At 64.4% G+C, this 13652-nt stretch carries 12 protein-coding genes and 1 pseudogene; 6 read left to right on the top strand and 7 right to left on the bottom strand.

Annotation, left to right across the window (positions count from 1 at the left end):
• The first annotated feature begins 24 nt into the window (after window positions 1-24).
• The 3 genes from GCU68_RS12765 to GCU68_RS12755 all read left to right on the top strand — a co-directional run bounded on the left by GCU68_RS12765 (window position 25) and on the right by GCU68_RS12755 (window position 3124).
• Complete coding sequence (locus GCU68_RS12765; RefSeq protein ID WP_152942181.1) at window positions 25-1056, top strand: phosphate signaling complex PhoU family protein; 1032 nt, start codon at window positions 25-27, stop codon at window positions 1054-1056.
• A gap of 124 nt (window positions 1057-1180) precedes the next feature.
• Complete coding sequence (locus GCU68_RS12760) at window positions 1181-2470, top strand: MFS transporter (RefSeq protein ID WP_152942179.1); 1290 nt, start codon at window positions 1181-1183, stop codon at window positions 2468-2470.
• 150 nt (window positions 2471-2620) lie between these two features.
• A complete protein-coding gene (locus tag GCU68_RS12755) occupies window positions 2621-3124 on the top strand; it encodes a DUF5797 family protein (protein WP_152942177.1) in 504 nt (167 codons plus the stop codon).
• A gap of 1 nt (window position 3125) precedes the next feature.
• Here GCU68_RS12755 and GCU68_RS12750 read toward each other — a convergent pair whose 3' ends face one another.
• Window positions 3126-4172, bottom strand: a complete 1047-nt coding sequence (locus GCU68_RS12750) for a DUF5787 family protein (RefSeq protein ID WP_152942176.1) — start codon at window positions 4170-4172, stop codon at window positions 3126-3128.
• Between the two features lie 195 nt (window positions 4173-4367).
• On the bottom strand, window positions 4368-4802 hold the full coding sequence (locus GCU68_RS12745) for a bis(5'-nucleosyl)-tetraphosphatase (protein ID WP_152942174.1): 435 nt from the start codon (window positions 4800-4802) through the stop codon (window positions 4368-4370).
• Window positions 4803-4989: 187 nt separating this feature from the next.
• Here GCU68_RS12745 and GCU68_RS12740 point away from each other — a divergent pair, with 187 nt between their 5' ends.
• Together GCU68_RS12740 and GCU68_RS12735 are read left to right on the top strand one after the other, a co-directional pair.
• Window positions 4990-5325 carry an uS10/mL48 family ribosomal protein gene (locus GCU68_RS12740; RefSeq protein ID WP_152942172.1) on the top strand — a complete coding sequence of 112 codons (336 nt, stop codon included), beginning with the start codon at window positions 4990-4992 and terminating at the stop codon, window positions 5323-5325.
• Between the two features lie 261 nt (window positions 5326-5586).
• Window positions 5587-6864, top strand: coding sequence for an amidohydrolase (locus GCU68_RS12735; RefSeq protein ID WP_152942169.1), 1278 nt, complete (start codon window positions 5587-5589; stop codon window positions 6862-6864).
• 106 nt (window positions 6865-6970) lie between these two features.
• On the opposite strand, the gene GCU68_RS12730 is transcribed toward GCU68_RS12735, so the two are convergent.
• Together GCU68_RS12730 and GCU68_RS12725 are read right to left on the bottom strand one after the other, a co-directional pair.
• Window positions 6971-7786: a DUF4397 domain-containing protein gene (locus GCU68_RS12730; RefSeq protein WP_152942161.1), complete on the bottom strand. Its 816-nt coding sequence runs from the start codon at window positions 7784-7786 to the stop codon at window positions 6971-6973.
• 274 nt (window positions 7787-8060) lie between these two features.
• The gene (locus GCU68_RS12725) at window positions 8061-9464 is read right to left on the bottom strand and encodes a geranylgeranyl reductase family protein (protein ID WP_152942160.1); all 1404 of its coding nucleotides are present in this window, start codon (window positions 9462-9464) and stop codon (window positions 8061-8063) included.
• 189 nt (window positions 9465-9653) lie between these two features.
• Between GCU68_RS12725 and GCU68_RS12720 the strand changes: the two genes are divergently transcribed.
• Window positions 9654-9986 carry a 2Fe-2S iron-sulfur cluster-binding protein gene (locus GCU68_RS12720; RefSeq protein ID WP_152942158.1) on the top strand — a complete coding sequence of 111 codons (333 nt, stop codon included), beginning with the start codon at window positions 9654-9656 and terminating at the stop codon, window positions 9984-9986.
• Window positions 9987-10109: 123 nt separating this feature from the next.
• On the opposite strand, the pseudogene GCU68_RS22125 reads toward GCU68_RS12720, so the two are convergent.
• From GCU68_RS22125 to GCU68_RS12705, 3 genes and pseudogenes are all read right to left on the bottom strand, one after another.
• Window positions 10110-10672, bottom strand: a pseudogene (locus GCU68_RS22125) (pirin family protein).
• 133 nt (window positions 10673-10805) lie between these two features.
• A complete protein-coding gene (gene ftsZ / locus GCU68_RS12710; protein WP_152942156.1) occupies window positions 10806-11975 on the bottom strand; it encodes a cell division protein FtsZ in 1170 nt (389 codons plus the stop codon).
• A gap of 154 nt (window positions 11976-12129) precedes the next feature.
• A complete protein-coding gene (locus tag GCU68_RS12705) occupies window positions 12130-13497 on the bottom strand; it encodes a D-aminoacyl-tRNA deacylase (RefSeq protein WP_152942154.1) in 1368 nt (455 codons plus the stop codon).
• Between the last annotated feature and the right edge of the window lie 155 nt (window positions 13498-13652).

Below are 13652 nucleotides of genomic sequence, written 5' to 3'. Positions count from 1 at the left end.
GCCAACTCTCGCGTAGGGTGACGCATGGAAACGCGGAAAGTGCAACGATTGGGTCCGTCGACGCTTGCGATGACCCTCCCCGCCGAGTGGGCGTCTGAACACGGTGTCGAGAAAGGTGACGAAGTTTCCCTGCGAACCAGCGGCAAGGGAACGCTGACCGTCATGCCCGAGTCGGCCAACACCGAGGAGACGGAAGCGATCATCCACGCCGACGATCTGGATGCCGACGCCGTCGAGCGAGCGATCGTCGCCCAGTACGTACTGGGTCGGCGTGTCATCCGCATCGATACCGAAGACGGCGCACTCGAGTCCGAACACATCAACGCGGTCTATCAGGCCGAAACGCAGCTGATGGGACTTGGCGTCATCGAGGAAACTCCCGAGAGCATCTCGATTCGCTGCTCGGTCGATCCGGAGGACTTCACGCTCGACAACCTCTTAGAGCGTCTCGAGCGAACGGGACAGACGATGCGCGGCGAAGGGATCAAGGCGCTGGCCCACGGCAACCCCGATCTGGCCCAGCGCGCCCTCAACCGGGAGCGGCAGGCGAACAAGATCTTCGTGCTCCTGTTGCGCCTGATCTTTACCGCCTACCAGAACCCGAACCTCGCGCGTGCGGTCGGTCTCAATACCGGCTTCCCACTGATCGGCTACCGCTCGATCGCGAAGAACCTCGAGCTGACGGCGGACAACGGAGAGGACATCGCCGACATCGTCATCGAGACCGAAGGCCACAGCCTGAACGTCGACAGTTCGGTGATGCGCGACATCCGCGAACTCAACGAACAGGTCGACGAGATCACCTCCATGGCGGTCGAGGCGGCCGTCGAGCGTGATTACGACAAGTCCAACGAGGTTCGACAGCGCTTCCACGAGATCTCCAACCGCGAGAAAGAGATCCTCAACGAACTGCCGGAGATGTCCAACGAGGACCTGCTGCGGGTTCGTGAGGTGCTCGTCAGCCTCCAGCAAACAGCCCAGTACGCGATGCGAAACGCCGAAATCGCGGCGAACCTCGCGTTGAACGAGGAGTCCGAACACACGACGATCAACTGAGGGCGCTCGTCACCGTTTTGCTCCCGCTGACGGGGGTCTTTCGTCTCGAGTCGCAACGTGACTCGAGAACGGAGGGCCCGCCGGGCCGAAACAGTCATCGGAGCGGATAACACACGTTTTTGCCATGCAGACGTTCGTCCGGCGACTTCTCGACCAGTTTGCTGTCGACCGCCGGGTCCTCGCGCTGGCGTTTGCTCGCATGGCTGATGGGATCGGCAACTCGTTTCTGATCATCGTCATCCCGCTGTACGTGGCAAGCGGCACCGTCGGCGGGCGAACGTTCGGCCTCGAAGAGTCGATGCTCATCGGGATCATCCTCTCGCTGTTCGGGTTTCTCAACAGCAGTTTCCAGCCGGCGACGGGCCGGCTTTCGGACCGATTCGGCAGGCGCAAACCGTTCATCCTGATCGGCCTCGCCGGGCTGGCAGTCACGAACGTGGCGTACGTCTTCGCGGAGACGTACCTCTCGCTGGTCGTTATCCGGGGCCTGCAGGGCGTCAGTGTCGCGTTCATTATCCCGGCATCGATCGCACTAGTCAACGAACTCGCGACGACGCAGGATCGTGGCGGCAACATGGGTGTCTACAACACGTTTCGGCTGGTCGGCTTCGGTGCCGGGCCGATCGTCGCCGGTGCGGTCGTCAACCTCGGCCCCTACGCGCTGCCCGTTGGCCCGACGATCGGCGGGTTCGATGCTGCATTCGCGATCGCCGCGATCACCGCCGTGACCAGCTATCTGCTCGTGACCGTTCTCATCACCGACCCCGAGGCGACGCGGGCGAACGCCGGGGCCGACCTCTCGATCCCGATCCGCGATCGATCCGGGTCGAACCTGCTCGATCCGATCTTCACGCTCGGCGTCGCCTCGCTGTTTATGGCGACGGCGATCGCGTTGTTCGCGACGATTCAACCGCAGGTCAACGCCAGACTCGAGCAGGGCTCGACTTGGTTCGGCCTCCAGTTTGCGGCCTTTATTCTCGCCCAGATCATCCTCCAGACCCCGATCGGCCGGGCCTGCGATCGCTACGGCAGGCGGCCCTTCATCCTCGGCGGGATGCTGTTGCTCGCGCCGGCGACGCTCGTTCAGGGGTTCATCACGACCTCTGAGCTGATGTTCGTCGCCCGACTCCTGCAGGGTGTCGCCGGAGCGATGGTGTTCGCACCGTCGCTCGCGCTCGCTGGCGACCTCGCGGGCGAGGGCGAATCCGGCTCGAAGCTGTCGGTGCTCACGATGGCCTTTGGCTTCGGAATCGCGATCGGCCCGCTTTCCTCGGGCGCGCTGATCGGCTACGGCTTTGCGGCCCCCTTCGTCTTCGGTTCGACGCTCGCCGTCCTCGGAGCCGCCCTCGTCTCCACGCAGGTCGAAGAGACGCTCGAGACGACACGCCCGATCCCGGTCGTCGGCGACGATTGAGACGGTCTGTTGGAACGATTTGCCGGTGGTCCCGAGACTATCTAGACGCATCGGCACTGACGGACGGGCGGCCGTATGATCCGCGGTCGGCGCCACTCAAGAGGCGACGGGACGCAACGCAAAAGTAGCGGATCCGCATACGCTTCGACGATGACGCTCTCGGAGGAGGCCACAGACCGATTGGCAGACGTGGTGGAGCTACAGCCGACGAAGAACGCAGAGCTACAGGAGCGGTGGGGGATGGAAAGCGGCAGTGAGGTCCACCAGTATCTGGAGAACGAACTCGGCGACTACTACTTTCGCGACGACAACAGCTTGATTCGGGCGACGAGCGAGGCGGCCGACCTCGTCGACGTCGAACCCGGTATCGAGAGCGATCCCGAGGACGAGGGTCCGCCCTCCAAGATCCGCGTCCCGGAGCTCCAGTCCCAGATCGTGTCGGTGCTGGCCGGCCCCGACGAGGAGTCCGAGAGCGTCGTGTCGGTCCTGCACAAACTCCGCGACGAGTTCGACGTCGACCCCGAGGCCGAAGACGTCCGTTCGGGACTGCAGAGCCTTCGGCGCAAGGACGTCGTCGAAGTCGTCTACCGAACGGTCCCCACGTTCCGACTGGCCGTCGACCGCGAAGACCTCGAGGTCGCAGTCTCCGACTGAGCTATATCCCCGGTCGACGGCGCCGGCGCCGATCCGCGAGTAACTGCTGACAGCGCTTCCCGGGGCCACCCTCGATCGGCCAGCCTCGCGTCCGCCAGCCCGGCGGCTCCGGTTCGAAGTCGGCACAGCGGCTGGAGCACGCTGCAGCCGTCTGACAGCCTTCTTTCGCTGCACAGTGCGGCTGGAGTTGCGTGCCGTCTCGAGCGCGCAACTCGAAGTGTCGACAGTCGGGGCGCATCGTCTCGACGAACGAGCGCCAGCCGCGTTCGTAGGCGCGTTCGGCGATCGCGAGGCGTTTTTCGGCCTTCGACGCGGGCTCGACGTACTCGAAACGGGCCGCCGAGCCGTCCCGCTCGCCGCCGTCCGGTCGCTCGAGGATGCGCGTGCCGGGCTCGTCGACGGCGAGCGTTCGGGGATACCACGCGACCTCGGCGGCGAGCGTGTCGGGCTCGAGCGTGAGAATACCCGCTTCGACCGGCAGGTCCTCGAACAGCGCGGGTTCGACGCTGTCGCCCGTCGCCCGCGTCGCGACCCAGACCTCATCAGCTAGCGAGACGGCGACGTCGTACTCGAGTTGCGAGCCGAGCGCGCGGGCCGCGCTGGCGTTGAGGTCGGGTTTGTTCTCGATCGCGACGATCCGGTTGAGCCAGTCGGGATAGGGCCATTTCCGGCGAATCTGAACGCGATTCCCGCGCTTTCGGGTCTCGAGAATGCCGCGATCGTCGGCCCGATGAATCGCCTCGCGGACGTAGCGCCACGGGTAGCCGGGCTCGGGGAGACAGTCGCGATAGTAGGTCCAGTCGTCAGGCGCGTTGCGGACGAGATGCAAGAGATCGCTATCGAGTCGTTCGCGGCCGAACTTCGCGCGCTCGCGGAGAGCCTCGGGATCGCACTCGAGGACGATCGTGTCCCAGCGGCGGCGTTTGGTGCCGAGTTGACGGGCGACAATCGCGTGGTTGCCACTGGCCGACTCGGTCGGCGGCCAGGCCCGTTCGGCCCAGCGACAACACCGGAGTTCGAACTCGAACTCGCTCAGTGCGCGGTCCACACCGACCCTTAGCGCGACGCCGTCAAAAGCGCTGCCCGATCACACGGACGACTCGAGTCGGCTCGTGAACATTCAGGGAGAACAGCCCACCTATTTGGACACAAGGGACGTTAACGCGCTCGAGAACGTTCTACGAGGCGGCGTAGATGTGACTCGTTGCCGACGGCCTCGGGGGCTGTCTTGCCGATGTCGGGCCTACTCCTCGTCTTCCTCGCGGTCGTCGAGGAACTCGTGGGCCTGCTCTAAGATTTCGCGTGGCCCATCCTGTGTGACGGTGTTGACTGCCTGCTCGTAGTCGCGCCACTGAAGGTCCCGATGTTCGTTTGATAGCTCCGCACTGGCCTCGAACGATTTCGCAATAAAGAGGTGAACGGTCTTGTGGATCGTCGTGCCGTTCGCCTCGAAGACGTAGTTGTAGTCCTCACGAAAGCCGTCGAGAAGCCGGAACTGCTCGATACCTGCCTCTTCCTTTACTTCGCGGATCGCCGTCTGCTGTAGCTCTTCATCTCCTTCGACACCGCCCTTGGGAAACTCCCAATCGCCTGGGCGGCTCTTGAGTAGAAGATACTCGCGCCGGCCCCGCGTATCGCGGAAGAGGATCGCGCCTGCGCTCGTAGCTTCAACTGCCATTAACTGGGATAATAGGTGCGACGTTAAGAGAATATCGGACTGTTCGTCCAGCGTATATGCCATTCGGTGGAACGATATCGACTGGTGTCCCCACGAGGAGTCCGAATTCGTTCACCGCTCGACGCACGAACTGGGCGGATCTCAGCAAGTTTTTACGCACCGACCGTTGACGAATGGACAGCAACCCATGACCTTCGTTACCCGCCTCACGCTCCAGAGCGGCGATCGCGCCGCGCTGGATGGGATCGTCGACGACATCAAAGCCACCGCCGAACGAAAGGGCGCCGCACTGAAAGGCCCCCACTCGCATCCACCCGAGAAACTCTCCGTGCCCCAACGGTGTCGGCTCCACGCCGACGACGATCGGCAGTTTTCCTCCTGGCGGTACACGGTGTTTACCCGCGAACTCGAGATTCACGGCCACGATAGCCTCGCGCGCAATATCGCCGAGCAGAACTTTCCTGATTCGGTCCATATCGAGGCCGAAGTCGAACAGATCCGCGGCGTCGGCCGCGGTAACTGATCGGGAGTCCCGACGCGGGAAGGTCCACACTCCGAGCAATCACCAGTCTGCTGCTGTAGTAACAACTGATACGGTTTACACACCGATCGCACAGCCGTCGTGCGATTGAGTGTGCACTGACGTTCAGTGGCTACTATAGTAGGCGAGCGGCGCGACTCCAACTCACTGCAACCGACGAACCGCTATCCGATCCGCACGACCGACTGCCACCCGATGTTCCGGTGTCGGTATCATTTTCAGCGCTCGAATCGAGTGTGAGTTATGCACACGGACGACCTCGTTTCGCTTCGCCAGGATCTCCATCGCAGACCCGAACCCGCCTGGTGTGAGTTTTACACCACCGCACGACTCGCCGAGGAACTCGAGTCACGACTCGATCTCGATGCACTCCACGTCGGCCCCGATGCCATCGCTGGCGACCACCGGATGGCCGTCCCCGACGAGGCCGAACTGGCCCGTTGGCACGATCGCGCCCGCGACGCCGGCGTCGACGAGGGTATTCTCGAGTCCCTCGACGGTGGGTATACGGGCCTCGTCGCCGTCCTCGAGCGCGGCGAGGGACCCACAGTCGGGCTCCGGGTCGACATCGACGGGCTGCCGGTCGAGGAGTCAGCCGACGCAGCCCACGAACCCGCCGCGGACGGGTTCCGATCCGAGTACGAGGGGGCGATGCACGCCTGCGGCCACGACGCCCACGCGACGATCGGCGTCGGCGTCCTCGAGCGAATCGCAGAGAGCGGTGAGTTTTCGGGCACGCTGAAGGTCTTTTTCCAGCCCGCCGAGGAGGTTGTCGGCGGCGGGAAGTCGATGGCCAAAAGCGACCACATCGCGGACGTCGACCACTTGCTGGCACTGCACATCGGCCTCGACCACCCCACCGGCGAGGTCGTCGCCGGTATCGACGGCTTTCTCGCCGTTCGCCACCTCGAGGCCGAGTTCACGGGCCAGTCGTCCCACGCTGGCGGCCATCCCGAACAGGGCCGAAATGCCGTGCAGGCGATGGCGACGGCCGTCCAGAACCTCTACGGCATCCCCCGGCACAACGACGGCGCGACGCGGGTCAACGCGGGCGTCGTCGAGGGAGGGACGGCTGCCAACGTCATCCCGGAGGAGGCACGGATCCTCGCCGAAGTCCGCGGCGAGACGACCGAACTGATGGAGTACATGCACAGCAAGGCACGTCACGTAGTCCGAAGTGCCGCCGAGATGCACGAGTGTACGGTCGACTTTTCCATCGGCGCGGAGGCTCCAAGCGCGACGAGCGATCAGGAACTCGTCGATATCGTCGCCGACGTGGCGAGTCAGACCGAGGGCGTCGAGCGCGTGCTCGAGCGCGACGAACTCGGCGGCAGCGAGGATGCGACGTTCCTGATGGAAGCAGTGCAGGAAAACGGCGGCACTGCGTGTTACGTCGGGATCGGCACGGACCACCCCGGCGGCCACCACACGCCGACGTTCGACGTCGACGAGGCGAGCATCGCACACGGAATCGACGTCCTGTCCGGAACGATCGAACGAATCGGGCGCAGACGGGTCTGAGCGGCGGCGCTTCGGGGCGCAGGGTCCGAAAAATCGAATTGAGTTCCGTTGGTGGTTCGAGGACACCTATCGATCAGTACTCGCCGTCATCGTCGTCAGCAGCGTCCTACTCGTCGTCGTGATCGTCGGCGCCGTCGTGGTGTTCAGCGTCGAGCGTGACCTCGAGATCGAAGGCCTCGTTCGCCGGCGCCATTCCGGGCTCTAAGTAGCCGACAGCAAAGGCCGAGTAGACGTTTCCGGCCATCGGTTCGACGTCGAACGTCGCGACCACGTCGCCGTCGTTGCCCTCGGTCGCGGGTCGGATCTCGAGGGTGTACATGTCAGGGGGGACCTCGACGGCGGCAGCGTCGCCGAAGGCGGCGTCCTCGAACAGCAACGTCTCGCCGTCGCCCACCGTAACGTCGACCGCGGGGGCGTCCGGCGAGGCGTGGACGAGGCGGATGCGGGTATCCTCGCCCGGATCGCTCAGGTCGTCCTCGAGGATGGCCGGTGCGAACGGCTGGTTCTCCTCGGCAAGTTCGCCGAGGGCGGCGATCGTGTAGTCGCCGTCACCGACCTCGACGTCGTCGTCGAAAACGACCGTGTCGGGATCGCCAGCAGCCGTAATCATGATCCCGTACGTCTCGGGGGCGAGCTCGAGGTAGTCGCTGACAGCCCGATAGGGGACGTCCTCGAGGACGGTGTCGCCGTCGACGTAGACGTCAACGTTCGGCGCGTCGGGTGAGAGGTGAGCGACACGGACGCCGGCATTGTCCATCCCGTCGTCAGTCATTTCGTCGTCCGTCCCATCGTCGGCCATGCCGTTGCCGTCGTCCATTTCGTCGTCACCGTTCTCGTCGCCGCCCAGACAGCCGGCGAGGCCGATAGCCCCGGTGGCTCCGATCAGTGACAGTGCGCGTCGGCGTGTGTGTTGTTGTACCATCGAGACAGTGTAACAGACCAACAAGAATAGCCAAGATCCCTAACAAAGTAGGTTTTTGGCCAGTCCCTATTTATATCATGACATCGTTAACGTCTGTACATCGGATTGTTGTGTCAGTACAGCGGTAGTAATTCGCTCACAGCCAAGCAGCGAACCGTCCCAGTTCAGCAGATACGAACGGGTGGCGAGACCGAACTCTCGTACGCGATTAACGGATCGCACGTCACTCGACTGTGAGCGGTGGTCGTCCGGGAGAGTCACGAGCGAACGGCAGCTAGTACTTCGGATCGGCCCCAGTCGTCTCGTAGACCTTCTCCATAAGCTCGTCGCGGCGTTGTTGCCAGTGATCGAGTGCGGCAGGATGATGTGGGTACGCCTCGTAGAGTTCGAGCAGCTCGTCGGCCCGGCGTTTGGTTCGGAAGAGGTTCCAGATCGTCCCCCAGTGACCGCGGCTGTTGTACAGACTCTCTGCGGCGAGTTTCGGGCCGATGCTCGTGCTTCCCGAGTACAGCGCCTCCGCGAGTTTCTCGCCGGGCATCGCGGCGAGCAGCCCCATCAGGTCGTCGACGTCGACGGCCGTCGAGAGAATGTTGTAGACGTCCAGGGCGGCGTAGCGAGCGCCGAAGTGGTCCATGACGCGCTCGTTGTACTCCCAGAGGGTTTTCTCGCTGACGTCACCGGTCTCGAGTCCTTTGATCGCGGCCTCAGCGGCGTACTTCCCGGCGTAGGCGGCGCCGGCGATGCCACCGCCGGTCGTCGGGTTAACGTGGCCAGCAGCGTCGCCGACGGCCATGTAGCCCGGATGCACGGCGGAGTCGTACGGTCGCCGAGTCGGGAGGGCCGCGCCGAGTTTGTCCTCAACCTCCGCGCCGGCGAACTCCGGCCGGTTCTCGAGGTCGCGTTTGAGGTCGTCGACGAGTTTCATCGGCTCTTCGGTCATCTGGAAGCCCAGCCCGGCGTTGATCTCGGTGTCGGTGCGAGGGAAATACCAGAGATAGCCTGCTGCGCGTTCGGTCGGCTTGAACACGAGGGCGTCGTCCCACTCGACAGGCTCGTCGACGTGGACGATCTCTCGGTAGGCCGAACAGAAGTGGCTGTAGTTGACGTTCGTATCGAACGTCGAGTCGGAGAAGTCGACGTGATCTTGGAGCACCGAGAGTGAGCCGGCGGCGTCGATGACGAGCTCTGCCTCGTAGGTTCGGGGCTCGCCTTTCCGAATCGCTTCGACGCCGGTGACACGACCGTCGTCGGTCTGCGTGACGTTGTTGACGACCGTATCGTAATGAAAGTCGACACCGACGTCTCCGGCTCCCTCGATGATACGGCGGCCGTACTCCCAGCGGTCGATGACGGCCAGTTCACCGGGAATCGGAATCTCGAGGACGGTGTCTTCCTGCGGGATCTCGAAACGGCCGTGGTCGACGCCCGTGTTCGTGAATGCGGGCTCGAGTTTCGACTTGGGGATCGCCTCGGGGAACGCATCAGCGCCTTTCAGTGCGTCGCCACAGGCGATGTGGCCCGCTTCGTCCTCGGTCTTGCGCTCGAGGATGACGACGTCGTAGTCTGCTCGTGCGATGGTCGCGGCGGCATAACAGCCCGCCGTTCCGGCACCGACGACGACCACGTCCGGCGACTGGGTCTGCGTCGTGGCGGCGGCCGACTGCTCCTGCGTACTCATACTCACAAGATGGTCACCAGAGGAAGAAAACGTTTTATGGTCGGTTCGTCGGATTGTCGGTGACAATTTCACGATCCGGGGACCGTCGACGGACTGTCGACCGGGCGGCGACGCCGTCGGTCGACCTCGCAGCCTCGTCTCGATACAGTGAAATAAAGAGTTTTAGTGAGGTCGGCCGTACCGAGCGGTATGACCGAGTACACGATCGAGTTCGTCGGAACGGGTGAGACGATCACCTGTTCGGACAAAGAGACGATTCTGAGTCGCTGTCTCGAGGCGGGGATCGCACAGGAGTACTCCTGTCGCGTCGGGATGTGTCTGGCATGTTCGGCGGAGATCCTCGAGGGAGAGGTCACCCAGCCCGCAGCGCGCGGCCTAACGGACGAAGAGGCCGAACGCTACGCGCTCACCTGTATGGCACGGCCCCAGTCGGATCTGAAACTCGATCGTGGCAAGTACCCGCCGAGCATCGAGGGCAAGTACGCCGGCGATTCGTGTGCGGGAACGCCCGCTGACGACTGAGACGGATTGCTGTCCCGATGTCCCGACGATCGCCACACGGGTCGGCGATCGGCGGGACGTGACGACAGGAAACCGTATGACGTTCGGAGTGCGGACACCACACCGACTGTTTGAGACCGATCGTCACAGCACGAACGGTCCGCGCTGGCGGATCGGCTCGCCGTGTGGCTGGCCCGACACGGCGACGACGCGGAAGCCGTCCTCGCTTCGGATCTCGACGGACCGATCGTCGGTGACCAGGAGCACGTCCCCCTCGCCGAAGGCGTCGCCGTCGACGAGATCCGAGCCAGCAACGCCGTAGCAAAAGCCCGACCAGCTATCGGGAATCGACCACGTCCACGACTCGCTCACGCGAACGTCGAGGTACTCCATCGGTGTCTCGAGGTCGATCGGTGAGCCAGCACCGACGACGGTCGTGACGGTTGCCCCGTCGTCCCGCTAAGCGAATCCTCGTGTTCCATCCCACCCTCGAGCATGTACGAGACGATCTCGAAGCCGCGGTGCAGGTGGGTTGGGAACCCCTCGTTCGGATCGATGAAAAAGCGCTCGAACAGGACGAACGGGTCGAGATTCGACGGATACGCGTTCGTCGGAAACGCACGGGTCGCCGTCACCCCGGTCCCGTGTCGAATCGTCTGCCCGGCGATCGGCTCGCGCGAATCGTCTACGTGGCCGTCTGAGTGCATACCATCTACTCACAACGTCGGCTGTAAGTCAGTTCCGGCGCGGCAAAGCGCAATCGAGACATGGGATCAACGAACGGTGAACGATGGACTCCATCGGTCGCTGTGGTCCGGCGGCAAGGTGAGTCGACCGGCGTTAGTCGACGAAGTCGATGTCGTCGCCGCCTGCGCCCGCGGGCTGGACGGCCTCGCCGTCCTGACGACCGTAGATCTGCGGTGATTCGACGCCCGTGACGACGATCATCGTCCGCATACTGCCCTCGAGGCTCTCGTCGATGGAGGTCCCCCAGATGATACGTGCGTCGGGGTCGATCCGGTCGTAAATCTCCTCGACGACGCCTTCGGCTTCTTCGATGGCCATGTCGTTGCCACCGGTGACGTTGACCAGCGCGGAACTCGCGCCGGAGATGTCGACGTCGAGCAGCGGCGAGCGAAGCGCGGTCTTGACTGAGTCCTGCGCTTTGGCTTCTGAGTCGGACTCGCCGAGGCCGATCATGGCGACGCCGCCGCGTTCCATCACGGTGCGAACGTCGGCGAAGTCCAGATTGACGAGGCCGGGTTTCGTGATGAGTTCGGTGATCCCTTTGACCGAGCGCATGAGCACCTCGTCGGAGACTTTGAACGCCTGCCGGACGGGCAGTTTGCCCACCGAGTCGAGCAGGCGGTCGTTGGGAACGACGATGACGGTGTCGGAGACGTCACGCAGGCGCTCGAGGCCGGCCTCGGCGTTGGTTCGGCGGACCTCACCTTCTGCCGTAAACGGCGTCGTGACGATCGAGATCGTCAGCGCGCCAGCCTCGCGGGCGGCTTTGGCGACAACTGGGGCGGAGCCGGTACCGGTGCCGCCGCCGAGGCCGGCCGTGACGAAGACCATGTCGGAGCCGTCGATGGCGTCGTAGATGTCCTGTTGACTCTCGAGGGCGGCTTCCTCGCCGACCTGCGGGAGCGAGCCGGCACCGCGGCCGCCGGTTTTCTCCTCGCCCATCAGGATCTTCGTGTCGGCTTCGATCTCTACAAGGTGTTGGACGTCGGTGTTCGCGGCGACGAGTTTCGCGCCGTGAATCCCCTCCTCGTGCATCCGGTTGACGGTGTTGCCGCCGGCACCGCCACAGCCGACGACCGTGATGTCCGTCTGGAGGTCCTGCAGCACGTCCTCGAGTTGATCGTCGGTCATCGTCCCCGTCCGCTGGGTGGTCGATCCGTCTCCGTCCGGCGACTGGCCGTTCTGTGGGTGGGCGTCCTCGGGGGTCGACTCCGACTCCCCGCCTTCGGCCTCGTCAATGGCGTCGTCGATGATGGAGTCCATTCTTGGCACCTTCTAAAAGATGGAGCATAATTACCTTTCCCCTACACGTCAGACGATTGTCTGACGTCGCCCGGCGTGGGCCCGCCGGCGGACGGCATCGCCGGATTCCGTTTTCGAGACGGCAGACGGAAGGTACGCCGCCGTCTCGAGGTCGCTAGATCGGAAACCGATCCGTCTGCTGGCTTCGAACTGTCTCGGGGCTGATTGTTTCGCCGTCGACCGTCACGGACTCGCCGTTTGCCAGCGCGCCGAACTTCGGCCCCTCGGGAACGCCGGCCTCGAGCGCGAGGGTTGGGTCGAAACTCGTCCGTTCGGCGACGACGGCGTCGTCGTCAATCGTCACCGAGTCGTACTTGTCCTCGAGGACGGTCGCCAGCGAGTCGATGAGCCGCGTGGTGGCGGTCGGCCCGTCATCGCTCTCCGTGGCCGCCGCCGCGCTCGCGTTCGGGTCGGGAACCGCGACCTGCGAACCCACTCGGCTCCCGCCGTTTTCGGTCCTGTAGGCGACGGTGGTCGCGTCGACGGCCGCCCGCACTGCCTTGGGATCGATTCCCTCGGCCGCGTCGACCAGTTCGGTTGGGAGGTCGACGACGGCAATCGACTCGGTCCGTCGGTCGCCGAAGCGAACTCCGTCGTCGACTGCTCCGAGGACGGATTCGACGGCGTCGACGAGGGCGAGCGATCGATCACCGACTTCTCGCAGCCATGTCTCGCTGACGAGTCGGATATCCAGTTCCTCGAGCGTGTCCTCGAGGACGGGCCACTCGCCGTCGAGCACGGCCAGGTCGGCCTCGCTCGCGTCGAACGCCGCCTTGAGAACGTCACGATGCGCATCGGGATGGCCCATCGCCTCGAGCGCCCAGTCGGCGGCGATGTGGCCGACGGCCCACGGCGTCTCGCGGACGATGCGGGTAAAGCGGGGGGCGTAGTGATTACCCCCGAAGCCGACGACGTGTCGACTGCGGTAGGGGGCAACGTCTCGAAGGGCGAGAATACCGCGAGCGACGGCCGCCGCCCCCTCGGGGTCGTCCCACTGTTCGTCGCCGCTGCCGAGTTCCGCAAACAGCGACGGGCAGCCGACGTCGGTGGGGCCGTGGTGGGTACACTCCATCCCGACGTCGTAGCCTTCGGGGGTGTACTCGTCGAACGCCTCGAGGAGCCGTGCGAGGGCGTTCGGACAGGCCTCGGCGACGGCGTCGGCCTCGCCGCCGAACTCGGCCGGGCCGAAGTTGCCCGTGAAGTGGCCGGTCAGCAGTGGGCCCGTATCGCCCGAGTGACGCGAGGCGAAGACGAGCAGGTCGGGGTCACAGTCAAACGCGTCGACGGGACGCTCGAGTTCGAGATGGAAGTCGTCGAACGACCGCAACTCGACGCCGTCCAGTCGGTAGTAGGTGCCGCCGCCGTCGGCTGCGGGTCGGGCGTCATCCTCGAGGGGTTCCCAGTCGGCGAGGTCGCGAAGCTGGTCGCAGATGTGGACCGACGCGCGGTCGGCCCGGCTCTCGACGATCGCAAGCGTGGTCATACTCGAATGCGTGGGCCGGGACCCGGTAACGCCGTCGGTTCTCGGTTCCGGGCCGGCTGCCCCGAACCCAACCTCGTGCACGATGGCGATCTACCGCGACGCCGACCGTCGGTTTTTCAGTGTCTCGAATGGTAACTGGCATCAGGAACAGCCAT

The organism is Natronorubrum aibiense (assembly GCF_009392895.1).
Classification (GTDB): Archaea; Halobacteriota; Halobacteria; order Halobacteriales; family Natrialbaceae; genus Natronorubrum; species Natronorubrum aibiense.
This window is presented reverse-complemented; position numbering and strand designations above follow the sequence as displayed.

Bases quoted from the DNA above. Each gene is read 5' to 3' on its own strand.
- GCU68_RS12720 (WP_152942158.1), top strand. From the start codon at position 9,654: ATGACCGAGTACACGATCGAGTTCGTCGGAACGGGTGAGACGATCACC.
- GCU68_RS12740 (WP_152942172.1), top strand. From the start codon at position 4,990: ATGACCTTCGTTACCCGCCTCACGCTCCAGAGCGGCGATCGCGCCGCG.
- GCU68_RS12735 (WP_152942169.1), top strand. From the start codon at position 5,587: ATGCACACGGACGACCTCGTTTCGCTTCGCCAGGATCTCCATCGCAGA.
- GCU68_RS12705 (WP_152942154.1), bottom strand. From the start codon at position 13,497: ATGACCACGCTTGCGATCGTCGAGAGCCGGGCCGACCGCGCGTCGGTC.
- GCU68_RS12730 (WP_152942161.1), bottom strand. From the start codon at position 7,786: ATGGTACAACAACACACACGCCGACGCGCACTGTCACTGATCGGAGCC.
- GCU68_RS12745 (WP_152942174.1), bottom strand. From the start codon at position 4,802: ATGGCAGTTGAAGCTACGAGCGCAGGCGCGATCCTCTTCCGCGATACG.
- GCU68_RS12725 (WP_152942160.1), bottom strand. From the start codon at position 9,464: ATGAGTACGCAGGAGCAGTCGGCCGCCGCCACGACGCAGACCCAGTCG.
- GCU68_RS12765 (WP_152942181.1), top strand. From the start codon at position 25: ATGGAAACGCGGAAAGTGCAACGATTGGGTCCGTCGACGCTTGCGATG.
- GCU68_RS12760 (WP_152942179.1), top strand. From the start codon at position 1,181: ATGCAGACGTTCGTCCGGCGACTTCTCGACCAGTTTGCTGTCGACCGC.
- ftsZ (WP_152942156.1), bottom strand. From the start codon at position 11,975: ATGGACTCCATCATCGACGACGCCATTGACGAGGCCGAAGGCGGGGAG.
- GCU68_RS12755 (WP_152942177.1), top strand. From the start codon at position 2,621: ATGACGCTCTCGGAGGAGGCCACAGACCGATTGGCAGACGTGGTGGAG.